The organism is Citrobacter sp. Cpo109, from assembly GCF_030332565.1.
Classification (GTDB): Bacteria; Pseudomonadota; Gammaproteobacteria; order Enterobacterales; family Enterobacteriaceae; genus Citrobacter; species Citrobacter portucalensis.
Window position 1 is genome coordinate 396,272 of sequence record NZ_JAOWHQ010000057.1, and the last position, 21,972, is coordinate 418,243.

The window sequence follows — 21,972 nt, forward strand, 5'->3', positions numbered from 1 at the left end:
CAATTATAGGAAACACATGATTTTGCGTGAAAATAAAAAAGGCGGTCCCGAAACCGCCTTCTGTTATCGTCCTGCAATCATAAATCTGGAGGATTTTTTCCTTCTTCCATAAAGGCTTCGTCGATTCCTTCCACGTTACCTTCATGGTCACGCCCGGAAAACAGGTTCCAGCAGGTTATGAATAGTGCAGCAATCAGGGGGCCAATCACAAAGCCGTTAATGCCGTAGATCTCCATGCCGCCGAGAGTGGTAATCAAAATCAGATAGTCCGGCATTTTGGTGTCTTTACCTACCAGCAGCGGGCGCAGGATATTGTCCACCAGCCCAACGATAATCACGAAGAAGCCAACGATAAACAGCCCTTGCCATAGCTGGTGGGTGGCGAACAGGAATATTGCTGCAGGTACCCAGACGATCGCTGAGCCAACGGCAGGGACGAGGGAGAGAAACGCCATCAATGCACCCCACAGAACGCTGCCGTCGATATCCACAATTGCAAACGCGATGCCGCCAAGAATACCCTGAACCAAAGCGACGACCGCCGTGCCCTTGACGGTTGCCCGCGTCACGCCGACGAATTTGGCAAACAGGTGCTGTTTGGCAAAATCAGAAAGGGGTAATGAGTCCAGAATCTGGCGCACCAGATACGGTCCATCCTTCAGTAAGAAGAACAGCAGATACAGCATGATGCCAAAGCTGATAGCAAAGCCGAATGTCCCTTTCCCAATCAGGAATGCACTGCCAGCAAGGTACTGCCCGCCTTGCAGCACGACATCGGACAGTTTTTTCTGGATCTGCGCGACATCATCCAGATTGTGTTCTGCCAGAAACCCTCTGGCCCAGTCAGGAAGGTACGAAAGAACAGAAGTGACGACTTCCGGGAACTGCGTGTCATTCTGTTGCAGTTTGGTGTATACCACGTTCAGTTCAATGGCCAGCGATGACAGGATTACCATCAGCGGGATAAAGACAATCAGACAGATAATGGCGATGGTAATCAACGATGCCAGCCCGTTGCGTTCGCCGAGCGCGCTACGCAGTCGGTTTTTTACCGGGTTAAAGATAGTCGTTAATATCGCGGCCCACAAAATGGCGGAAAAGTAGGGGGACAATACATCGAAGAACGCCCAGGTCACGAGGGCAAGTATGAAAATGAAGAAACCTTTAGTCAGTCCGTTAAATCGCATTAGTGAACCCTGTAATGAGAAGCAGTCCCGACTATAGAACCGTTCAGGGGATTTACCAACTTTAGCTGCAGATATTTAGAATAAAGATGTTGCACTAAGGCTACATTCTTATTGTCCTTGCTTCACTGGCGGGAGAGCTATCCTTGATCTCCTCCCTGAAAACAGTACCAGTCTAAACTGAAGTCTCCGGTCTTTCTTCCATCTCACAGCAGATAACGTACGCTATGATTTAATAGTGAAACCGTCATTTTTTCCCGAAAAGGGTCATCAATTAACGAGGGGGTCGTTATGAACAATCAGCCTGTCATCGGGATTAGTGGATGTTTAACTGGTTCAGCCGTGCGATTCGACGGTGGGCATAAACGGATGGGGTTTGTGATGGACGAGCTGGCTCAGTGGGTGACTTTCAAACCTGTCTGCCCTGAGATGTCTATCGGTTTGCCTGTACCACGTCCCGCGTTGCGTCTGGTTCAAACCGCCCAAGGGAATGTCCGCATCTGTTTTAGCCATGCGCCTGGTGAGGATGTAACCGATAAAATGTCCGATTTCGCCAACTCATATCTTCAGGGACTTGGTGGCCTCTCGGGTTTTATCGTCTGTGCTAAATCACCGAGTTGCGGTATGGAAAGAGTGAGACTGTATGACGAGAAGGGAAATCGTGGGCGAAAAGAAGGGACTGGTCTGTTTACTGGCGCATTAATGGAAACCTACCCGTGGTTGCCAGTCGAAGAAGATGGCCGCTTGCACGATCCGGTGCTGAGGGAGAACTTTGTCGAACGCGTGTTCGCATTGCATGAGCTTAATAGGCTGCGGGCCAATGGTCTTACTCGCCATGGCTTACTCAACTTTCACAGTCGCTATAAGCTCCAGCTTCTGGCTCATCACCAGGCCGGTTACCGGGAAATCGGCCCATTCGTAGCCTCGCTTCACCAGTGGGATGATTTGGACGCTTTTTTCGTTGTCTATCGTGAAAAGCTCATGACAATCCTCAAAAAGCCCGCCTCACGGAAAAATCACACCAACGTACTGATGCATATCCAGGGCTACTTCCGCGAACGGTTGAACACCCGCCAGCGCGGAGAGTTACGTGACGTTATCCTCAACTATAGCGGTGGGCTGCTGCCAATATTGGCGCCTCTGACGCTACTCAAGCACTATCTGGCTGAATACCCAGACAGCTATCTGCTTACCCAGAACTATTTTGATCCTTATCCGAATGATTTAGCGCTACGGTTGATGATCAAATAGTCTGAGAGCGATTCAACCGTTTCTGATTTTCTCATCGATACAAGGCTGAGGTTTACCAAACAGATATCCTTGGGCGAAATCGCAGCCCAGCGCCTGAAGGCTTTTTAGTTGTTCCTGCGTTTCAACACCTTCAGCAACAGCCTTCATATTGAGGGATTTCGCCATGCCGGTGATCAGTTTGATGATATTAAGTGCATCTTCCTGTGTGGATATTGAATGGACAAACGACTTGTCTATTTTAATTTTATCGAAGGCAAGCCTGCTCAGGCGCGAAAGGGAAGAATATCCGGTGCCAAAATCATCGATGGAGATTTTTACACCCATGGCTCTGAGTTTGTTAAGTGTGTTCATCGGCGTGGTACTCTCAGTGAAGAGAGAGGATTCTGTTACTTCCAGTTCAAGACGATCGGCTGGGAGTCCAGTTTCTTTCAGAATAGACAGTACGATACCGACAAAGGCTTTGCTGCTTAGCTGGACAGGAGAGACATTCACTGAAATTTTAGCCGGAACCGCCCAACAAGCCGCTTCCCGGCAGGCAATTTCAAGCACAGCTTTCCCCATCTCATTAATCATTCCGGTTTTTTCAGCAACAGGAATAAAGTTATCCGGCGACAGGAGGCCCTTTAGAGGATGGAGCCAACGAATTAGGGCTTCATAGCTATAAATTTCCTGGCTGAAGGAGTCAACAATAGGCTGATAATAAACCACGAATTCTTTGTTCACTATTGCCAATGCCATATCATGCTCAAGCGTTCTGCTTTCTTGTAGCTTTTCTAACATTCGTTGTCGGAAGACTTTTATCTTACCAGAGCCTTCACCTTTGGCTTCATAAAGGGCCAGATCGGCAAATTTATAAAGATAGTCGGAACGACGTTCAGTGTCTGAGATAACAATGCCAACACAGGTGGTTATGTTGATAATCGTGTTATAAATAGTGTAGGGCTGGCTGATAAATTCACATATTTTCTGGGCGCGCGAAACGGCGTGGCTTTCTGTCAGGCCGCTTGAGAGAAACGCAAATTCATCTCCACCCAGGCGATACAGCGTATCCGAGGTAAGGCTCATCGAAACCAGTCGGTCAGATATCTGGCGTAGCAACATATCACCGGCATCATGACCATACGTATCATTTACTTCTTTGAATCGATCTAAATCAAACAACATCACAGTCACAGAATCGTGATTTTTTTCTGCTCTCTCAATTGTTTTATTTAAATCGCTCCAGAATAGCTGACGGTTATTCATCTCGGTAAGAGAGTCATGGTAGACGTCATATTCCAGTTTAGCATTCTGCATTTGCAGTTTTTCTTTAGATTTCTGCAGTTCTTCGGCAAGACTCTTGACCTGCAGGTGCGCCCGCAGAATATTTCTGTTTTGATAGAAAATGAGCACGCCCAGAATCGCACTCAGTATTATCAGCAGCACAGAGGTTGCAGAATAAATATAGTACAGCGTCTGAATTTTTTGGTTGGCGTTATTGATCGAGTTAACATCTTTGTTTAACGCACCAGATGAAAGACGACCCAGTGGCGCATCCAGAGTATGCATTTTTTTCAGATAAGCCTGGAGTGCTAAACGGTTCATTTTCTCTAGATTAACATCCAGAAAACTAAGGGTATTTTCAAGTTTTACCGCCAGTTCACGGTGGGCTATATTGCTTTCGATGTAGCGCCCCAGGTCTCCTTCTTTTATCAAATCACTCTGGCTAAGCATAATGTCGAGGCGCATGCGTACATCATCGAGATTCATCGTATCATCGATAGTGTAAAGACCAAGCAACGATTCAAATCGGTAATATTGTGATACCAGCTGAGCAGCAGACCAGGAATCGGTGTAGTGAGTCAGTTTCTGTAACTCTTGTTGCCGTTCATGCACGAGGAAAGAGATATACCCGGTAGATATAAAAAGAAAAAAGATGATGCCAGCCAGTATTCTGTTCATGATGTTCCCCTGAACGCTTACTCAATATCCATACTACTGACCTGCCATGCAGACCTTGAATAATAAATCTGATTATTCAGTTCTGGCATGCTGTCATAGGGGTACACAATGAATAACGGGCCTTTGTCACGGATGCGCATATATTTTCCGTTGATTTTTAACGCAAGGATAGCATTGTATTTTTTGAAATCACTAAGAGGGATTACGGTGGTGTAGTCATTGAGTGCAGTGACCTTAACAACAGAGCCGTTAGCCCCGACATAATCCATGAGCTTTTGTAGCGGAATACCCGTAAAGGTAGTGCGCCCATTATACCAGGGGGAGGTGGTCTGGAAACTGACCATGCCCAGCTTCTCAAGGCTGGCGGTATCAAAAACGGCTTTCCCGTCTGCATTTGTATTTTCAATATTACCCGACAGCGTTAAAAGCACTTTACCGGTGGGCCTGGAAAGTTCACCTGCCCATAGCTGGGTGGAGAGTACAAAGCTTACCAACATGACCATTAACCGCATTCTTACCTCACCAATCAGCCGGATGTTAAAGAATTATAATTTAGATATCACGCTATTTATATATATTGCATGGGTATTATTGGTGTAATAACTTCAATGGCTTTTTAACTCTTTTAAATCAGTGGGTTATTTGTTGTCTGTTCTGCTGTGGTGCATTAAAAATGCTGGTGTGTTATTTGAGTAAAGCTAAATTTCACTATGTATGTACAAAAATAAATCATCTATTTACTCAGTGCCAATAAATACGCACGAAAATAAAGGTTTATTTTTTCACTGCGGCTGGATTTGGTTGTTTACTGGTAGGTAACTATATCGGGCACGAAGCCGCCTTTAGTGGAGCGGGAACGCTTCGTGTCGGTAATCAAGGACAGAAATTCTATACGCGGCAAGTGTGGTCTATCTGAACCCGTTTATTCACCCGCCTGAGCTGACTGGCGGGCATACAGATAGGCGGTGGCCCTCGATACGCCCAGATGCTGCGCTACTGTGTCCATAGATTTGCGTACGTTCAGCAAACCGTCCTGGCGTAATTGTTGAATCAGCAGCTTACGGTCTTGAGGTTTAAGGGCTCGGGCCGTCGTCGCGCGTTTAGCGGCAAAGTCATCAATACGCTGGCGGATGACTTCATTACTGCCGGGATCGATATGTTCCTTAATGGGGGAATTTTCAGTTTCAGTAAAACGCGCAAGAGCACTCTGCATACCACGGAACAGCGTCATATCGACATTCAGGCAAAGTGCCGCTACGTATTTGCCGTCTTCGTCCTTGATGCCAATGGAGGTACTTTTCACCGGGCGGCCATCGGCAAACTGATTACTGTAGTTCGCAATGATGCTGGGAAAGTCAGGTGATGCGATTCTCGCCAGGCCAAGCTCGGTTGCTGGCTGGCCGGGTTGACGTCCGGACAGATTATTATGGATGGACAAAATGGCATGTTCAGGATTTTTGAGGTCATGAACCACCACTTCGCAAAACGGAGAGAAGGTCTCACTCAATCCCCTGGCGATAGTATCAATTTGGCTGAGAAGCGAGTTATTGTCGGTTTTTGGCATGCCAGTCTCCTGCGGTGATGTCTGTTGCCATGATTGCGAGCAGTTTACAGTGACCTGGGAGCGTTTTTCCAGACGGGAGTGTACAGACAGTAAAAGTAGGGTATCTGCATGGCAGATACCCTGTTTATCATCCGGCCAGAAATTCACTGTAGCGACTGATATCCACGTTTCCGCCGCTGATGATAATGCCGATTTTCTTGCCGCGAAGTTCAGCTTTACGCGCTCTGGCGGCAGCAAAACCCAGACACCCGGTCGGCTCTACGACGATTTTCATGCGTTCAGCGATAAATTTCATTGAGGCAACTAACTCAGCGTCTGAAACAGTCAGAATATCGTTCACGTTTTGCTTGATAATCTGAAACGTATAGTTCCCGAGATGTTGAGTCTGAGCACCGTCAGCAATGGTTTTGGGAGTATCGATATGAACTATTTTTCCACTTCGGAACGACTGTTGACCATCGTTACCCGCCTCAGGTTCGACACCATAGATGATGCAGTCAGGAGACAGATGTCTGGCCGCCAGGGCGGATCCTGAGAGCAGGCCGCCACCGCCCAGACACACGAAAAGGGCGTCTAACTGACCCACTTCTTCAATCAGCTCTTTTGTGGCGGTGCCCTGGCCTGCGATCACGTGCGGATGGTCATAAGGGGGAATCAGCGTTAACCCCTGTTTCTCTGCCAGGTCCCGACCAATTTTTTCACGATCTTCAGTATAGCGATCGTAAGTTACCACTTTTCCGCCATAGCCTTTCGTCGCCGCAACTTTGGCCGCCGGGGCATCATGCGGCATGATAATTGTTGCTGGAATGCCCAACAACTTTGCCGACAGGGCAATGGCCTGTGCATGGTTGCCGGAAGAAAACGTCACGACGCCCGCAGCGCGTTGTTGTGGGGTGAACTGGCGTAGCGCATTCATAGCGCCGCGAAATTTGAAGGCGCCCATTCTCTGGAAGTTTTCGCACTTAAAGAAGACTTCCGCGCCAAATTCTTCGTTAACCGTTCGGGAGGTCATCACCGGCGTTTTGTTAGCATAATCTGCGATGCGCTCTGCCGCAGCGGCAACATCGTTATAATCAGGCAGTGTCATTTCAGTCATTGTTGTTCACCTGTATGTTGTTAAACGTCACGCTTGCGGGGCCAACGCAATAGCTTCAACTTCCAGCGCAAAACCATAATGAAGTTCCGCAACACCTGCTACTGCACGGGATGGACGGAAATCGCCGATCCACTCTCCATAGATTTTGTTAAACGTCGGCCACTGGTTCATATCCGTCACATAGACGCGAACAGACACCAGATGCTGACGTGATGCCCCAGCACCAGCCAGACAAGCATCAATATTCTTGAGTACCAGCCGGGTTTGATCTTCAAAAGAGGCATCCGCTTTTTTCTCGCCGTCGAAAGTGACCGGCAACTGCCCGGAAATGAAGACGAATCCGCCAGCCGTTGTACTGTGCGAGTAATGACCTGCTGGCGGGAAGCTTCCAGCAGATGAGTTCAGTGTAATGTCCGCGGTCATATGAGAATCTCCAGTCGCAGTTTGTGATTCATTTTGTATAAAATAATACTGTTTGTATTATTTTATACGCCTTTATGCCACTTCCTGCTAGAGATAGTTTTCGCGAGTGATGATTTTGTGAACTATTGCAAACTTGGCACACGCTATAGCGCAATCGCGAGGTGACGAAAGAGGGGGATCGCTTTTGATGAGGGGAAAGCCGGGGGAAATGAAGAAACGCCCCGGGAGGGGCGTCTAAGGCAAAAGTTTAGCTGATATGACCGTGGTTAATTTTACTTAACGGTTCATTGATATCGAAGATTTTGAACGTTACTTCTTCCACACCCAGGTGCTTCAGGCGGGCGGTATGCTTTTTGATATAGGCCTGAGCGGTGTCTTCGTTCTGGAACAGGTAGATGCCACCCGCTTCGTGATTTGCTTCGTTCTCGGTCCAGATTTTCCAGATGAACCCCGGCTCCTGGTTGATTGATTCGGCCAGTTCAACGAGCTGATTCGACATCTCAGCCCCAAACGGACCATGAAAATCAAAGTGTATCTGCACGAGTTTGTTCGACATAAATCCTCCATGGATTGGTTATTTTGGGTAAGGCCGCTAGCGCAACAGCACTTCACCGGTCAGATAAGTTATCGCCTGCCCACTGATATAAACACGCGTTCCTGCTAACTGACAGCGTAAATCCCCGCCGCGTTCAGAGACCTGGCGTGCCAGCATCTGTGTTTTATTCAGTTTTCCAGCCCAGTAAGGGATCAGCATGCTATGTGCCGAGCCTGTGACCGGGTCTTCCGCGACGGCTTCACCCGGGCAAAAGAAACGGCTGACAAAATCGTATTCCCCGTCACCCGGCGCGGTGATGCATACCATTTTTCCCAGCGGCAGCATGGCGTGGATGTTTGGGCGCACAGCCTCAACCTGCTGTTGATTTTCCAGCACCACCATGTAATCTCTTGCCACACGCACCTCTTTGTATTCGGTGATGCCTAATGTTTCCAGCAGTAAAGCTGGCGGCACGGCAGATTCGCTTGGCCAGGCTGGAAAATCAAGCGTCAGCCATTCACCGCAGCGCGTGACCGTCAGCGGTCCCACAAAGCGGGTAGCAAATTGGATTTTCGTATCCGGGTAATCCAGATGTTCAAAGATGACATGCGCGGCGGCAAGCGTGGCATGCCCACAAAGATTGATTTCACCCTGAGTGGTAAACCAACGCAGCTCAAAACCATTCTCATCGGTGACAAAAAAAGCGGTTTCTGACTGGTTATGCTGCTGCGCCATCTTTAATAATGTTTCATCGGGCAACCAGTCCGTGAGCGGACAGACTGCTGCGGCATTCCCGCCAAACGTCGTGGTGGTAAAGGCATCCACCATGTAAAAATTGATTTGTTGCACAGAGTAACCCTCTCATCGCACTCAGGATAAATCACACTCTACCATGCCAGCCATTGGGTCAATGCTCAGATTCGCCACTGTGGTGAAAATTCGTTATCATCCGTTCCCACACCTCATTCTGGCCGCCTGATGTCTACGATCCTCGATACCTTTATTGCCCCGCCTTGCCATGACGAGATAGAGACCCTCTATCAGGACGAGCATCTGTTGCTCATTAATAAACCCAGCGGGTTGCTTAGCCTGTCGGGCAAAAATCCGCAGAATCTCGATTCGGTACATCACCGGCTGGTACAGATTTACCCTAGCTGCACGCTGGTACATCGGCTTGATTTCGGCACTTCTGGGCTGATGGTGGTCGCTCGTAACAAGGCTATCAACGCCGCGCTTTGCCAGCAGTTCAGCCAGCGTACGGTCACTAAGGTGTACAGCGCGCTGTTATGCGGGCATCTGGAAAACGACGAAGGGGTTATCGATGCAGCGATTGCTAAAGACCCGGCGCTGTTTCCATTGATGTCGATTTGTGCTCTCAACGGCAAACCCGCACGCTCGCGCTATCAGGTTGTCGAGCGCTTTTATCATCGTCAGGAAGAGGGGACGCAGCTCCCCTTGACGCGGGTACAACTGACCCCTGAAACCGGGCGCACCCATCAACTACGGATCCATTGTCAGCAGTTAGGACATCCCATTTTAGGATGTGATTTGTATGGCGGGCGTTTGCTGCCTGGCACTGAACAAACGCCGCGATTGATGCTGCATGCCAGTGAACTGCATTTCAGGCATCCCATTAGTGAAGCGTGGATGAACGCCAAAAATGACAGCCCGTTTTGAGGCGAAAAAAAGCCGCCTGGCGGCGGCTTTTATGAGGTTATCGCGCAGCGCGTTGTAAAATAACCGCTGACGGCTGGCGTTGTAGAAACCGCATCCGCAGCATCATCAGTATCGCCGCAGAGGTCAGGCCGATAATAAAGCCCATCCAGAATCCCGCTGGTCCCATCCGGTCAACTACCAGATCGGTAAGCGCCAGAATATAACCGCTCGGCAGACCCAGCACCCAGTATGCCGTAAAGGTAATAAAGAAAATGGAACGCGTATCTTTATAACCACGCAGGATCCCGCTGCCAATAACCTGGATAGAGTCCGAAATTTGATACACCGCGGCCAGTAACATGAGCTGAGCCGCCAGGGCGACAACTTCCGGGTTATTGTTATAGAGCAGGGCAATATGCTCGCGGAATGTCACGGTGAAAATCGCCGTTACGACAGCCATGCAGACACCAACACCCAGACCCGTTCTGGCTGCAGTTTGCGCATCCAGCGTCGAACCCTGGCCCAGACGATAACCGACACGAATGGTGACGGCGGCAGCCAGAGACATTGGCAGGACGAACATTAACGAACTGAAGTTCAGTGCGATCTGGTGTCCGGCTACGTCGACAATCCCCAGCGGGGAAACCAGCAGCGCGACCACCGCAAACAGCGTTACTTCGAAAAATAACGCCAGCGCGATAGGTAAACCCAGCTGTACCAGACGCTTCATTACTGCAGTGTCAGGTTTCTGGAAACCACGCTCATTACGGATATCGCGCATCGAACGCGCACGTTTGACGTAAGAAAGCATGGCGATAAACATCACCCAATAAACTGCTGCTGTTGCCACACCACAACCTACGCCGCCCAGTTCCGGCATGCCTAAATGCCCATAGATGAAAACGTAGTTGACCGGAATGTTCACCAGCAGGCCGAGAAAGCCCATCACCATCGCTGGTTTAGTCTTGGCTAATCCTTCGCACTGGTTACGGGCCACCTGGAAGAACAGATAACCCGGTGCGCCCCACAGCAGGGCACGCAGGTAACCAACGGCTTTATCTGCCAGCGCTGGGTCAATGTTATGCATGGAGCGAATAATGTACCCCGCATTCCATAGCACAACCATAATCAGCACGGAGACGCTGCCCGCCAGCCAGAAGCCCTGACGTATTTGATGGGCGATACGGTCGCGGCGTCCGGAACCATTGAGTTGCGCAATTACCGGCGTCAACGCCAGCAGTAGTCCGTGACCAAACAGAATGGCCGGTAGCCAGATGGAAGTACCAATGGCGACTGCCGCCATATCCGTCGCGCTGTATCCGCCCGCCATGACGGTATCAACGAATCCCATTGCGGTTTGAGCGATTTGCGCAAGAATCACCGGAATTGCCAGAGCTAATAACTGACGCGCTTCACTTACATACTTTTGCACGTGTACACCACTATATTGTTGTTATTTGAGAGACTAAAAAAGCCGCCTTATATGGCAGCAAGGAGAAAAAGCAGGGGAAATTTCAGTCTATTGTAGCGAGGAATACGTAATTCTCCAGTGAAAAAACAGGCGCTGGTGGCGCATTGCTGGCAACCTGAATTTCCACCTGCTATTGTGCTGTGCAGAGATGTCTTAATTGAGTTCAGGAGTAGGAAGTATGTTTACGGGTATTGTGCAGGGCACCGCAAAATTGGTGTCCATTGATGAAAAACCAAATTTTCGTACGCATGTTGTGGAGTTGCCTGAATATATGCTGGATGCGCTGGAGACCGGCGCATCGGTTGCCCACAATGGGTGCTGCCTGACGGTCACCGAAATTAACGGTAACCAGATAAGCTTCGACCTGATGAAAGAAACGCTGCGTATCACCAACCTGGGCGATCTGAAGGTCGGAGATTTGGTTAACGTTGAACGTGCGGCAAAATTCAGTGATGAGATTGGCGGACATTTAATGTCGGGCCATATTATGACCACTGCCGAAGTGTCGAAAATTCTGACCTCGGAGAATAACCGTCAGGTGTGGTTTAAAGTCCAGGATCCGTCGCTGATGAAATATATCCTGTACAAAGGATTTATTGGTATTGACGGTATCAGTCTGACGGTCGGTGAAGTGACGCCGACGCGTTTTTGTGTGCATTTGATTCCGGAAACGCTGGAGCGTACTACGCTTGGCAAGAAAAAGCTGGGCGCGCGGGTTAATATCGAAATCGATCCCCAAACGCAGGCGGTGGTTGATACCGTTGAACGTGTCCTGGCGGCGCGTGAAAGCGCCATCAGCAACATAACGGGCGAAGCGGGAGCCTAAGCCTGAGAGTAAAGCCCCCGTTGCTACGGGGGCGAAAACGATTAGCGGGGAACGCGCAGACCGTGTTCAACACCGCGGGAAAATACCACTTGCCATAGCTGAATGTCACGAGCACGAAACGCCCCGGCGCAGGCGTTCAGATAATAGCTGAACATCCGTTTGAAACGTTCGGTATAGTTATCGGCGATTTCAGGCCAGGAGTTCATGAAACGCTCGTGCCATGCCATCAGCGTCGTGTCGTAATCCGCGCCAAAATTATGCCAGTCTTCCATCACAAAATGCGGTTCGCTGGCGTTGGCAATCTGGCGAACTGACGGCAAACACCCGTTTGGGAAGATATACTTATTGATCCACGGATCAACGTTATTGTCGGTTTTTTTGGAGCCGATGCTGTGCAGTAAAAAGAGACCATCCGGTTTTAAATTACGATCGACCACCTCAAAATAGGTGGCGTAGTTCTTCGGTCCAACATGTTCAAACATGCCGACGGAGACAATGCGGTCGAATTTGTCGTTCAGGTCGCGATAATCCTGCAGCAAAATGGTGACATCCAGCCCAGCGCAACGTTCCTGTGCCATTTTCTGCTGTTCTGCCGAAATGGTCACACCCACCACGCTCACACCATATTGCGATGCCATAAACTGGGATAAACCACCCCAGCCACAGCCAATATCAAGCACCCGCATTCCTGGCTTCAGTTGCAATTTTTCAGCAATCATTTTGAGCTTCGCCTGTTGGGCAGATTCCAGAGTGTTGGCATCTTTCCAGTAGGCGCAGGAATACTGCATATAGGGGTCAAGCATGCGGGTAAAGAGATCGTTGCCCAAATCGTAATGTTCTTTGCCGACCATCCACGCACGTTTTTTGGTCTGTAAATTGAACAGGCGAGCCGTGGCGATACGTAGCGTATCTTTAAAGTGGCGGGGGAGTTGGTTTTCAAGACCGGCACGCAAGACTTTACTAAAAAACATGTCCAGCCGGTCGCATTCCCACCAGCCATCCATATAACTTTCACCCAACCCTAACGATCCTTCCTGCAATACGCGTTTGAAAAAATCGGGGTTCTTTACTCGAATATCAGCCGGTGCAGGGCCATTAATGGCAATGCCTGCACGGCTCAATAATTCATTGGTAATGCGGTACCAGTCATCATCCGGTACGCTGACGTCTTCTATACATGATGAACTCATAGCTTCTCCATCACTGGTCGGTGATCAGAACCTTAAAACAGCGTAGACGCTTTTTTGGGCTTTGTGAGAAATCTCACGGAATTAATCCGCGAATCTATAATCCGACGTAGAACAGAGGAAGGGAGAAACCCTTGCCGAAAAGGCCATCCGTGGTAAAACGGGAACGTTCTTGTCCCCGTTAACGCATTAAAATTATCGTTTTTTTAACAACTGAAAATCAGTATATGCCTGAATTTTTGACGATTCAACCGATAATTGTTAGCGGGCTAACTAAATGCCCGCAACCATTATTAGTGCGACTCTCCGTGGGCAACTTGCGCATGATCATCTGTTTGCGGGGCGTCAGTTTTCTGCGATTGCATTTTGTAACCCACAGCAGCCAGCAATACTGTTGTCAGCATAACGCTGGTGGTGGTGAGCAGCGGGGTGGCAATCAACCAGGAAACGACAAGGCTTGCCAGGAAGCATAAACCCAGTTGCAGCGTATTCTGCAATGCGGCTGCGCGTCCCGTGGCCTGTGGGAAAGGGCGTAATGCCTGCGCGACAACGATAGGGTAGATTGCGCCGTTCGCAATCGCCATAACGCAGAATGGGATCAGGATTTCAGCCAATGCAACATGATGAATAAAACCGGTCGCCCAGGTGCCTACAACGCTGAAGGCATACAGGATGAGTAACCAGGGCAGCAGCTGACGACCCTGCCATTTTTGCAGCGCTGCACGACAGCCGTAACCACCAATTAAGAAGGCGATAGTTTGCGGAACATAGCTCAGACCAATTACCGCTGGGCTATAACCCATTTCGCTGAGGATGAACGGGGAACCCGTCAGCCATGCGAAAAAGCTCGCGGAACAGGCGGCATAAATCAGCACGTTTCCACGGTAAGTTTTCGAGCGCAGCAAGGTGGCGAAAGTCAGTTTATCCTGGCTGTCATCGCGTGCTTTAGCCGTTGGCTTTAGACGCAGAGCCGGAAGCATCAGAATCAGAGTAATGGCAAACAGAGTGGCAAAAATGGCCTGCCAGGAAAAATGTACCAGGATCCAACTGCCTAATAGCGGGGCGAGTGCAGGAGATAACCCTACCAGCGGCATAATAGTAGCAAAGATGCGGTTTACTTTTTGTGAAGGATAATAATCGGTAACCAGCGCTTGCCAGATAACCGATGCCGCACAGACGCCAACGGCCTGAACAAATCGCAGTACCAGTAGACCAGTGGCGTTTTCAACCCACAGCATGCCCAGGCTGCCCAGTGCGAAGATAGATAAACCCAGCAGCAAAATAGGCTTGCGACCATAGTGGTCAGAAAGCGGCCCCCACAGCAGTTGTGCGACGGCAAAACCGGCTAAGAACAAGCTCAGGCTGGCGCTGACGGCAGATGCAGGTGTTTGCAGATCGGACTGAATAGCAGCAAAGGCGGGTAGATACATATCCGTTGCCAGAAAACCGAGCACGCTAAGACCTGCCAGCCAGACTAAAAACCCTTTCCCAGGTTGCATCATCATTTCTCTTTTTTAGCAGTAGAACAATGCCGCTGAGTGTAGTGAGTGTAATTCTCGCTGTGAAACGCTAATATTTGCTTACTGATTTCAAATTTTTTGCAGGCAGAATATGTGGTCGGAATATTCACTTGAAGTGGTTGATGCGGTTGCGCGTAACGGTAGCTTTAGTTCGGCCGCGCAGGAGCTGCACCGTGTACCTTCGGCGGTAAGCTACACCGTGCGCCAGCTGGAAGAGTGGCTGGCGGTGCCACTTTTTGAGCGACGCCATCGGGATGTTGAATTAACGCCTGCCGGGGCGTGGTTTTTAAAAGAAGGCCGCTCTGTTATCAAAAAAATGCAGATCACGCGCCAGCAATGTCAGCAAATTGCTAACGGCTGGCGCGGACAGCTGGCGATCGCCGTCGATAACATTGTCCGCCCGGATCGTACCCGACAGATGATAGTGGATTTCTACCGTCACTTTGATGATGTGGAATTGTTAGTTTTTCAGGAAGTGTTTAACGGCGTGTGGGACGCACTGTCTGATGGACGCGTGGAACTGGCCATCGGTGCCACACAGGCCATTCCGGTCGGGGGGCGCTATACCTTCCGCGATATGGGAATGCTGAGCTGGAGCTGCGTGGTAGCCAGCCATCATCCACTGGCGTCAATGCCTGGACCGCTAAGTGATGACACGTTGCGCAACTGGCCGTCACTGGTGCGCGAAGATACCTCTCGAACATTGCCGAAGCGTATTACCTGGCTGCTGGACAACCAAAAGCGCGTAGTCGTGCCGGACTGGGAATCCTCAGCGACCTGTTTGTCCGCGGGATTGTGCGTGGGCATGGTACCGACGCATTTTGCCAAACCGTGGATCGATAGCGGCAAATGGGTTGCGCTGCAACTGGAGAACCCTTTTCCTGATGCCGCATGCTGCCTGACATGGCAGCAGAACGATACGTCACCGGCATTGAGTTGGCTGCTGGACTATTTAGGGGATAGTGAAACGTTGAACAAGGAATGGCTGCGGGAGCCAGATGAGACTCCCGCACAACAGGCTTAACGGCGGTAATCGCGGAACGGACCGTCGGCAACGGAGCGACGCTCAACCAGGCGCGGATGCACCTCGATAGACTGTGACTCTTCACGTTTATTCACGATACGGTCTAACAGCATGTTGAAGGCCGTTTCACCCAGTGAATCCTTCGGCTGGTGAATGGTCGTCAAGGCTGGCGTGAAGAAGCGGGCGTTGCGCACGTTGTCGTAGCCGATGAGTGAGACATCCTGCGGTACGCGCAGTCCCATTTCGTCAGCGGCGCACAGCGCACCCATTGCCATAATATCTCCACCGCAGAAGACCGCGGTCGGACGATGAGACTGCGACAGAATTTGCTGCATGGCGCGATAGCCGGATTCAGGCTCAAAATCGCCCTGGACAATCCAGTTTTCAGGCACTTTAATCAGCGCTTCTTCCATCGCTTTCATAAAGCCAGCCAGACGCCCGGCCCCGGTGTTACGTTCCATTGGGCCAGGGATCACGCCAATCTCACGATGACCGCGTTCTACCAGATACCGGCCCGCCATGTAACCGCCTTCGAAGGCGTTATCAATGACGGTATCGGTAAAGTCGGCTTTTGCTTCGCCCCAGTCCATGACGACCATCGGGATATGGCGATACTCTTCGAGCATCGAAAGCAGTGACTCCGGATACTCAGAACACATCACCAGCAGACCATCAACGCGCTTTTGCGCCATCATCGACAGATAAGCCTGCTGCTTTTCGAGACTGTTCCATGCGTTACCCAGGATCAGGGTATAGCCTTTCTGGAAACAGTTTTTCTCAACGGCTTCGATAATTTCGGCGAAATAGGCCGCTTCGCTGCTGGTCGCCAGCAAGCCGATAGACTTGGTGTGATTTACCTTCAGGCTGCGGGCAACTGCGCTCGGAGAATAGTGCAGTTCTTTGATTGCTGCCCAGACAGCATTACGTGTTTCTTCCGCGACAAAGCGCGTCTTGTTAATTACGTGTGATACGGTTGTAGTGGAAACGTTTGCTCGCTTCGCTACATCTTTAATTGTTGCCATTACATCTCACTCCAGACCATATCCTAAGCTCCTGAGAATACTCCAGGTAAACGTTTGCCTTTACACACCCTTATCGCAACGTAAGGGTTGCGGCACGCCGGGAAAACGACACGGAACGTCAGGAAGGGGTCAATGGCCGGTACGCTAATCAAGTAAGCGTGGAATTTTGTCTGATCTTAACGAAAAGGGGAAGAGTTAAAAGCAGTTATCAATATAAATCGTGAGAGATTTTTGCTTTCAAGTGTGTAAAAATGCGCAATATCACTTTTTGTGTGGGAATAAAAAGGAGAAAACTTGATGAGCACCGATCTGAAATTTTCGTTAGTGACTACCATTATTGTTCTGGGTTTGATCGTCGCGGGTGGTCTGACCGCAGCGCTGCATTGATTTCCCCGAGGGAGTTAGCTCTCCCTCATCCCTTCGACTCGTTTTTCCCCTCTATTGTTTGCGAATAAGCAAAAGTCTTTTGCAGTTTTGTTAACTTTATTAATTTTGCGATCAATGTCATGCTTTTGACTCTTATTTTATGTCGTGCCACGGCTCGACGATACGGAGTCGAAATATGAAAATCAATTACCCTCTACTGTCGCTGGCAATCGGGGCGTTTGGTATTGGCACCACCGAGTTTTCGCCAATGGGGTTATTGCCCGTCATTGCCAAAGGTGTGGACGTCTCGATTCCGGCGGCTGGCATGCTGATCAGCGCTTATGCAATAGGTGTGATGGTAGGTGCACCGCTGATGACATTGCTGCTGTCTCATCGTGCGCGACGTAATGCTTTGATATTCCTGATGGCGATTTTCACGCTGGGTAATGTGCTTTCGGCTATCTCGCCGGATTACACCACGCTGATGCTATCGCGTATTTTGACCAGTCTTAACCATGGAGCCTTTTTTGGTCTCGGTTCTGTGGTTGCAGCCAGTGTGGTACCCAAACATAAGCAGGCCAGCGCTGTGGCAACGATGTTTATGGGGTTAACTATCGCCAATATTGGCGGCGTTCCGGCGGCGACCTGGCTTGGTGAAACCATCGGCTGGCGCATGTCGTTTATGGCCACTGCAGGGCTGGGCGTCATTGCGATGGTCAGCCTGTTCTTCTCATTACCCAAGGGTGGAGCAGGAGAGCGCCCGGATGTCCGTAGCGAACTGGCGGTACTTATGCGCCCGCAGGTGCTGTCGGCGTTACTGACTACCGTACTGGGTGCTGGGGCGATGTTCACGCTGTATACCTACATCTCGCCGGTTCTGCATACTATCACTCATGCTACACCGGCATTTGTTACCGGGATGCTGGTGTTGATAGGTGTTGGCTTCTCGATCGGTAACTATTTTGGCGGCAAACTGGCTGACCGTTCAGTCAACGGTACGCTAAAAGGCTTTTTACTGCTGCTGATGGTTATTATGCTGACCATTCCTTTCCTTGCGCGTAATGAGTTGGGCGCGGCGGTCAGTATGGTGGTCTGGGGCGCGGCGACGTTTGCGGTCGTTCCACCGTTGCAGATGCGTGTGATGCGCGTTGCCAGCGAAGCACCTGGATTATCATCGTCAGTCAATATTGGCGCGTTTAATCTGGGGAACGCACTGGGGGCTGCGGCCGGTGGGGCGGTAATATCTGGCGGCCTGGGCTACAGTTTTGTGCCGGTAATGGGGGCGATTGTGGCGGGTCTTGCGCTGCTGCTGGTGTTCATTTCCGCAAGAAGACAGCCTGAAGAGGCTTTCACTACCGCGAATTAATGCAAAAACGCAGAAGGAAGTCCTTCTGCGTTATCTTTTTTATGCTGCGAAGTTCTTCGCAACAAATTCCCAGTTCACCAGTGCCCAGAAATGTTCCAGGTAGCCAGGACGAGCATTGCGATAATCGATGTAGTAGGCGTGTTCCCATACGTCAACGGTCATCAGCGGCGTCGCGTCGGTGGTCAGCGGAGTACCTGCGTTGGAGGTGGAGACGATAGCCAGTTTGCCATCCGTTCCTTTAACCAGCCAGGTCCAGCCAGAACCGAAGTTTTTGATAGCGGCATCGGTGAATTGCGCTTTGAAATCTGCAAAGCTGCCAAAGGAAGCGGCGATTGCATCGGCCAGTTTTCCGGTCGGTTCACCACCTGCGTTTGGTGCCAGGCAGTTCCAGTAGAACGTGTGGTTCCATACTTGTGCTGCGTTATTGAATACACCGCCTTCAGAGCTACGAACGATCTCTTCCAGTGATTTGCCTTCAAACGCCGTGCCTTTAATCAGATTGTTCAGATTGGTCACGTAAGTTTGATGGTGTTTGCCATAGTGATATTCCAGCGTTTCGGCAGAAATGTGCGGTGCCAGAGCATCTTTGGCATACGGTAATGCAGGTAATTCAAACGACATTGCTTCTCTCCTTATTATTTATATTGAGTACACACAATAGCCTCATTGTGAGTAAGGATAGGGTAGCAAATTGAAAGGTTATGCAAAAGAAGAACTTACCCTACAGTATGTTCTGTAGGGTAAGTTTTTAGCGAATTGTTTTTGGCGTCATTACCCGACGAGCGCCCACATAGTGGCGCTGCCAGTAATCTTCGCTCAGAGAGGTGATTTGAATTTCCTGCCCGCTGCGCGGTGACTGAATAAACTTACCGTTGCCGACGTAGACGCCGACGTGATCGGCTGTGCCGCGACCCTGGGTACGAAAGAATACCAGATCGCCATTTTTCAGTTCGCCACGTTCAATTGGTGCGGCATCACGCAGATGGTACATTTCATTCGCGGTACGCGGAATGCGGAACTTCACCAGATCTTTATAGGCGTAATAAACCAGACCGCTGCAGTCAAACCCGGTTCTTGGCGAGGAGCCGCCCCAACGATAAGGTTTACCGATTTGGTTCATCAAGGTGGACATAGCTGTTTTAGTCGCTTTCTGCACTTTCACTTTATGTGCGTCAGCAAGCGTAGTCGGTGCAGTGGTTTTCACCTTCACGCAGCGTGGTTTATGACCTTTGCGCGGTGTGCATTTTTCCGTCCAGGTAACGGCTGCGGTTTGTGCTGCGGCAGTTTTACCACGGCGATTTGCAGTTTTAGTCGACTTTGCCGGAGTGGCAGTGCGTTTTTTAGAAGAGGAAGCGGTTTTGGTGCTGGTTTTGCTGGTGGTCTTTGTCGCCGTTTTCTTACTGGTCTTTGTTGTTTTTTGGCTGGTTGTTGCGCTTTTCTTTTTATCTACCGTTTTGATGGTGTGAGAATTGGTAGGTGTCGTCCTGGCCTGCTTGGAAGCATGAGCCATAGGCGTAAAGGGCAGTGTAGTAAAAAGCAAAGCACAGAGCGTGATCGAGATTCGGTTTATCCGCGCCACTGAGCAGTCCTCTGGTAAGGCAGGTCTATCGTGCCTGCGTGTGATTTTCAAAACTTGATGATTCTAATCTATAGAAAGAGGGAAAGTTAATAGCTTTTTTTGTTTAAAACTATGTTTCGTAACCGACCGCAAAAAAAAACAGCAATTAACGTTTGAGTTGGTGAACGGATAATCAAATCCACATGTTTGAAGGGGATAAGTGAGATTGTGAATGCAACTTTTAGCGTCAGGGGATAAAATAATAACGCGTAATGAAAATGTTATTTTCCGTTGCCTGTCTGACCCGTTACAATGTCAGACTACTGCCGTAAAAGAAGTTTAAGGAAGCAAGATAATGAGCACCACTATCGAAAAAATCCAGCGCCAGATCGCTGAAAACCCGATTCTCCTGTACATGAAAGGTTCCCCTAAACTGCCAAGCTGCGGTTTCTCCGCACAGGCTGTGCAGGCGCTGTCAGCCTGTGGTGAACGCTTTGCTTACGTTGATATTCTGCAGAACCCGGATATTCGCGCCGAACTGCCGAAATACGCAAACTGGCCGACCTTCCCGCAACTGTGGGTTGATGGTGAGCTGGTTGGCGGTTGTGACATTTTGATCGAAATGTACCAGCGCGGTGAGTTGCAGCAGCTGATTAAAGAAACAGCAGCGAAATACAAAACCGAAGAGCCGGACGCTGAGTAATACCAGCAGAAGTAAAAAAGCGACCTGAAATGGTCGCTTTTTTTATATCGCCGTTACGCTTCTTCAGGCACGGGAAGAGGCCAACCGCCGAGACGTTTCCAGCGGTTAACGATTTCGCAAAACAGCACGGCCGTACGTTCGGTGTCATACAGCGCCGAGTGCGCCTGATTCCCGTCAAACTCCATTCCCGCCGCCAGGCACGCTTTTGATAACACAGTCTGCCCCAGAGACAGGCCGCTTAATGCCGCCGTATCAAAGGTTACAAATGGGTGGAATGGGTTACGTTTGAGTGAGGCGCGTTCTGCTGCAGCCATCATGAAACTGTGGTCGAACGTAGCGTTATGCGCCACCATGATCGCCCGATTGCAGCCGCTGTCTTTAATGCCTTTACGCACCATTTTGAAGATGGCATGCAGAGCATCATATTCGCTGACCGCACCGCGTAGCGGATTGTTAGGGTCAATACCGTTAAAGGCGAGCGCTTCCGGTTGCAAATTGGCACCTTCAAACGGCTCTACGTGGAAATGTAACGTCGTGTCCGGCATCAGCCAGCCTTGTTCATCCATTTTCAGTGTGATGGCGGCAATCTCAAGCAGCGCATCGGTTTTGGCATTGAACCCTGCGGTTTCGACATCAATGACGACAGGATAAAAACCACGAAAACGGTCACACAGACCGGAAAGTTGAGCGTTATCGGACATCTGGGTCTCTTAATACGGGAAAATTGCAGCGCGTATTATGGCAAAATGATGAGTATAAAACTATGGGCACAGACGATCTGCGCCCGAGGGGGAGATTAATCGCCCAGGCCGCGCCCGGCGTCTTTCTCTTCGATCAGCTCAATTTTGTAGCCGTCCGGATCTTCAACGAACGCAATCACTGTGGTGCCGCCTTTTACTGGACCTGCTTCACGTGTTACGTTACCGCCATTCTGGCGAATACGTTCACAGGCTTCAGCCGCGTTGTCTACGCTCAGGGCTATATGGCCATAGGCAGTACCCAGATCATACTTGTCGACACCCCAGTTATAGGTCAGTTCGATTACTGCTTCACTGGTTTCAGGACCGTAGCCGACAAAAGCCAGAGAGTACTTGTATTCAGGGTTTTCGCTGGTACGCAGCAGCTTCATGCCCAGCACGTTGGTATAAAACTCGATGGAACGCTGCAGGTCACCCACGCGCAGCATGGTATGGAGTAAACGCATCTTTTTCCCCTTCAAAAATGGCTAATACATTCAAAATGTTGTTTTAGTATAGCGGCGTTGTTACGCCGCTATCAA

General features: G+C 49.9%; 23 protein-coding genes. 7 read left to right on the forward strand and 16 right to left on the reverse strand.

The window, feature by feature from the left end; translation table 11 throughout:
- Positions 1-77 precede the first annotated feature (77 nt).
- The gene (locus OGY71_RS12750; RefSeq protein WP_126318234.1) at positions 78-1,187 is read right to left on the reverse strand and encodes an AI-2E family transporter; all 1,110 of its coding nucleotides are present in this window, start codon (positions 1,185-1,187) and stop codon (positions 78-80) included.
- Positions 1,188-1,475: 288 nt separating this feature from the next.
- Here OGY71_RS12750 and OGY71_RS12755 point away from each other — a divergent pair, with 288 nt between their 5' ends.
- A complete protein-coding gene (locus OGY71_RS12755) occupies positions 1,476-2,435 on the forward strand; it encodes a YbgA family protein (protein WP_003832735.1) in 960 nt (319 codons plus the stop codon).
- 12 nt (positions 2,436-2,447) lie between these two features.
- On the opposite strand, the gene OGY71_RS12760 is transcribed toward OGY71_RS12755, so the two are convergent.
- The 7 genes from OGY71_RS12760 to OGY71_RS12790 form a co-directional block, all read right to left on the reverse strand.
- Positions 2,448-4,376, reverse strand: a complete 1,929-nt coding sequence (locus OGY71_RS12760; RefSeq protein WP_126956289.1) for a putative bifunctional diguanylate cyclase/phosphodiesterase — start codon at positions 4,374-4,376, stop codon at positions 2,448-2,450.
- Between the two features lie 17 nt (positions 4,377-4,393).
- Entirely contained in the window at positions 4,394-4,888 is a 495-nt protein-coding gene (locus OGY71_RS12765) for a putative pterin-binding protein (RefSeq protein ID WP_003832739.1), read from the reverse strand.
- 410 nt (positions 4,889-5,298) lie between these two features.
- Positions 5,299-5,940: a helix-turn-helix transcriptional regulator gene (locus OGY71_RS12770; RefSeq protein ID WP_008784655.1), complete on the reverse strand. Its 642-nt coding sequence runs from the start codon at positions 5,938-5,940 to the stop codon at positions 5,299-5,301.
- Positions 5,941-6,067: 127 nt separating this feature from the next.
- The gene (locus tag OGY71_RS12775; protein WP_003832743.1) at positions 6,068-7,036 is read right to left on the reverse strand and encodes a threo-3-hydroxy-L-aspartate ammonia-lyase; all 969 of its coding nucleotides are present in this window, start codon (positions 7,034-7,036) and stop codon (positions 6,068-6,070) included.
- Between the two features lie 27 nt (positions 7,037-7,063).
- A complete protein-coding gene (locus tag OGY71_RS12780) occupies positions 7,064-7,459 on the reverse strand; it encodes a RidA family protein (RefSeq protein WP_003832744.1) in 396 nt (131 codons plus the stop codon).
- Positions 7,460-7,706: 247 nt separating this feature from the next.
- Positions 7,707-8,015, reverse strand: a complete 309-nt coding sequence (locus OGY71_RS12785; protein WP_003832746.1) for a monooxygenase — start codon at positions 8,013-8,015, stop codon at positions 7,707-7,709.
- Between the two features lie 36 nt (positions 8,016-8,051).
- Complete coding sequence (locus OGY71_RS12790) at positions 8,052-8,843, reverse strand: PhzF family phenazine biosynthesis protein (RefSeq protein ID WP_257661693.1); 792 nt, start codon at positions 8,841-8,843, stop codon at positions 8,052-8,054.
- 129 nt (positions 8,844-8,972) lie between these two features.
- Between OGY71_RS12790 and OGY71_RS12795 the strand changes: the two genes are divergently transcribed.
- Positions 8,973-9,671, forward strand: a complete 699-nt coding sequence (locus tag OGY71_RS12795) for an RluA family pseudouridine synthase (protein WP_286613385.1) — start codon at positions 8,973-8,975, stop codon at positions 9,669-9,671.
- 37 nt (positions 9,672-9,708) lie between these two features.
- Here the strand turns inward: OGY71_RS12795 and mdtK are convergent, their stop codons facing one another.
- Complete coding sequence (gene mdtK, locus OGY71_RS12800) at positions 9,709-11,082, reverse strand: multidrug efflux MATE transporter MdtK (protein WP_126956299.1); 1,374 nt, start codon at positions 11,080-11,082, stop codon at positions 9,709-9,711.
- A 217-nt stretch (positions 11,083-11,299) separates the two neighbouring features.
- On the opposite strand from mdtK, the gene OGY71_RS12805 reads away from it, so the two are divergent.
- Positions 11,300-11,947: a riboflavin synthase gene (locus OGY71_RS12805; protein WP_003832752.1), complete on the forward strand. Its 648-nt coding sequence runs from the start codon at positions 11,300-11,302 to the stop codon at positions 11,945-11,947.
- Between the two features lie 41 nt (positions 11,948-11,988).
- On the opposite strand, the gene cfa is transcribed toward OGY71_RS12805, so the two are convergent.
- Entirely contained in the window at positions 11,989-13,137 is a 1,149-nt protein-coding gene (cfa, locus tag OGY71_RS12810; protein ID WP_003832753.1) for a cyclopropane fatty acyl phospholipid synthase, read from the reverse strand.
- A gap of 290 nt (positions 13,138-13,427) precedes the next feature.
- Positions 13,428-14,633 carry a purine nucleoside transporter PunC gene (punC, locus tag OGY71_RS12815; protein ID WP_003832754.1) on the reverse strand — a complete coding sequence of 402 codons (1,206 nt, stop codon included), beginning with the start codon at positions 14,631-14,633 and terminating at the stop codon, positions 13,428-13,430.
- Between the two features lie 112 nt (positions 14,634-14,745).
- Here punC and punR point away from each other — a divergent pair, with 112 nt between their 5' ends.
- The gene (gene punR, locus OGY71_RS12820) at positions 14,746-15,678 is read left to right on the forward strand and encodes a DNA-binding transcriptional activator PunR (protein ID WP_003029215.1); all 933 of its coding nucleotides are present in this window, start codon (positions 14,746-14,748) and stop codon (positions 15,676-15,678) included.
- On the opposite strand, the gene purR is transcribed toward punR, so the two are convergent.
- Positions 15,675-16,700, reverse strand: coding sequence for an HTH-type transcriptional repressor PurR (gene purR / locus OGY71_RS12825; protein WP_003832757.1), 1,026 nt, complete (start codon positions 16,698-16,700; stop codon positions 15,675-15,677). The two genes, punR and purR, sit on opposite strands and share 4 nt — an antisense overlap.
- A gap of 297 nt (positions 16,701-16,997) precedes the next feature.
- Here purR and cydH point away from each other — a divergent pair, with 297 nt between their 5' ends.
- Together cydH and OGY71_RS12835 are read left to right on the forward strand one after the other, a co-directional pair.
- A complete protein-coding gene (cydH, locus tag OGY71_RS12830; RefSeq protein WP_003029209.1) occupies positions 16,998-17,087 on the forward strand; it encodes a cytochrome bd-I accessory subunit CydH in 90 nt (29 codons plus the stop codon).
- 175 nt (positions 17,088-17,262) lie between these two features.
- The gene (locus OGY71_RS12835) at positions 17,263-18,432 is read left to right on the forward strand and encodes an MFS transporter (protein ID WP_286613386.1); all 1,170 of its coding nucleotides are present in this window, start codon (positions 17,263-17,265) and stop codon (positions 18,430-18,432) included.
- A gap of 39 nt (positions 18,433-18,471) precedes the next feature.
- Here the strand turns inward: OGY71_RS12835 and sodB are convergent, their stop codons facing one another.
- Complete coding sequence (sodB, locus tag OGY71_RS12840) at positions 18,472-19,053, reverse strand: superoxide dismutase [Fe] (protein WP_003029205.1); 582 nt, start codon at positions 19,051-19,053, stop codon at positions 18,472-18,474.
- Positions 19,054-19,180: 127 nt separating this feature from the next.
- Positions 19,181-20,011: a C40 family peptidase gene (locus OGY71_RS12845; protein ID WP_003832759.1), complete on the reverse strand. Its 831-nt coding sequence runs from the start codon at positions 20,009-20,011 to the stop codon at positions 19,181-19,183.
- A 334-nt stretch (positions 20,012-20,345) separates the two neighbouring features.
- Between OGY71_RS12845 and grxD the strand changes: the two genes are divergently transcribed.
- Positions 20,346-20,693: a monothiol glutaredoxin 4 gene (gene grxD / locus OGY71_RS12850; protein ID WP_003832760.1), complete on the forward strand. Its 348-nt coding sequence runs from the start codon at positions 20,346-20,348 to the stop codon at positions 20,691-20,693.
- A 53-nt stretch (positions 20,694-20,746) separates the two neighbouring features.
- On the opposite strand, the gene rnt is transcribed toward grxD, so the two are convergent.
- Both rnt and gloA read right to left on the reverse strand, forming a co-directional pair.
- Positions 20,747-21,394 (reverse strand): ribonuclease T, encoded by a 648-nt coding sequence (rnt, locus tag OGY71_RS12855; protein ID WP_003029200.1) that lies wholly within the window; start codon positions 21,392-21,394, stop codon positions 20,747-20,749.
- A 95-nt stretch (positions 21,395-21,489) separates the two neighbouring features.
- Positions 21,490-21,897 (reverse strand): lactoylglutathione lyase, encoded by a 408-nt coding sequence (gloA, locus tag OGY71_RS12860; protein ID WP_003832762.1) that lies wholly within the window; start codon positions 21,895-21,897, stop codon positions 21,490-21,492.
- Positions 21,898-21,972: the final 75 nt, after the last annotated feature.

Coding starts and splice junctions, on each gene's coding strand:
- OGY71_RS12750 (WP_126318234.1), bottom strand. CDS start 1,187: ATGCGATTTAACGGACTGACTAAAGGTTTCTTCATTTTCATACTTGCC.
- OGY71_RS12755 (WP_003832735.1), top strand. CDS start 1,476: ATGAACAATCAGCCTGTCATCGGGATTAGTGGATGTTTAACTGGTTCA.
- OGY71_RS12760 (WP_126956289.1), bottom strand. CDS start 4,376: ATGAACAGAATACTGGCTGGCATCATCTTTTTTCTTTTTATATCTACC.
- OGY71_RS12765 (WP_003832739.1), bottom strand. CDS start 4,888: ATGCGGTTAATGGTCATGTTGGTAAGCTTTGTACTCTCCACCCAGCTA.
- OGY71_RS12770 (WP_008784655.1), bottom strand. CDS start 5,940: ATGCCAAAAACCGACAATAACTCGCTTCTCAGCCAAATTGATACTATC.
- OGY71_RS12775 (WP_003832743.1), bottom strand. CDS start 7,036: ATGACTGAAATGACACTGCCTGATTATAACGATGTTGCCGCTGCGGCA.
- OGY71_RS12780 (WP_003832744.1), bottom strand. CDS start 7,459: ATGACCGCGGACATTACACTGAACTCATCTGCTGGAAGCTTCCCGCCA.
- OGY71_RS12785 (WP_003832746.1), bottom strand. CDS start 8,015: ATGTCGAACAAACTCGTGCAGATACACTTTGATTTTCATGGTCCGTTT.
- OGY71_RS12795 (WP_286613385.1), top strand. CDS start 8,973: ATGTCTACGATCCTCGATACCTTTATTGCCCCGCCTTGCCATGACGAG.
- OGY71_RS12805 (WP_003832752.1), top strand. CDS start 11,300: ATGTTTACGGGTATTGTGCAGGGCACCGCAAAATTGGTGTCCATTGAT.
- cfa (WP_003832753.1), bottom strand. CDS start 13,137: ATGAGTTCATCATGTATAGAAGACGTCAGCGTACCGGATGATGACTGG.
- punC (WP_003832754.1), bottom strand. CDS start 14,633: ATGCAACCTGGGAAAGGGTTTTTAGTCTGGCTGGCAGGTCTTAGCGTG.
- punR (WP_003029215.1), top strand. CDS start 14,746: ATGTGGTCGGAATATTCACTTGAAGTGGTTGATGCGGTTGCGCGTAAC.
- purR (WP_003832757.1), bottom strand. CDS start 16,700: ATGGCAACAATTAAAGATGTAGCGAAGCGAGCAAACGTTTCCACTACA.
- cydH (WP_003029209.1), top strand. CDS start 16,998: ATGAGCACCGATCTGAAATTTTCGTTAGTGACTACCATTATTGTTCTG.
- OGY71_RS12835 (WP_286613386.1), top strand. CDS start 17,263: ATGAAAATCAATTACCCTCTACTGTCGCTGGCAATCGGGGCGTTTGGT.
- sodB (WP_003029205.1), bottom strand. CDS start 19,053: ATGTCGTTTGAATTACCTGCATTACCGTATGCCAAAGATGCTCTGGCA.
- grxD (WP_003832760.1), top strand. CDS start 20,346: ATGAGCACCACTATCGAAAAAATCCAGCGCCAGATCGCTGAAAACCCG.
- rnt (WP_003029200.1), bottom strand. CDS start 21,394: ATGTCCGATAACGCTCAACTTTCCGGTCTGTGTGACCGTTTTCGTGGT.
- gloA (WP_003832762.1), bottom strand. CDS start 21,897: ATGCGTTTACTCCATACCATGCTGCGCGTGGGTGACCTGCAGCGTTCC.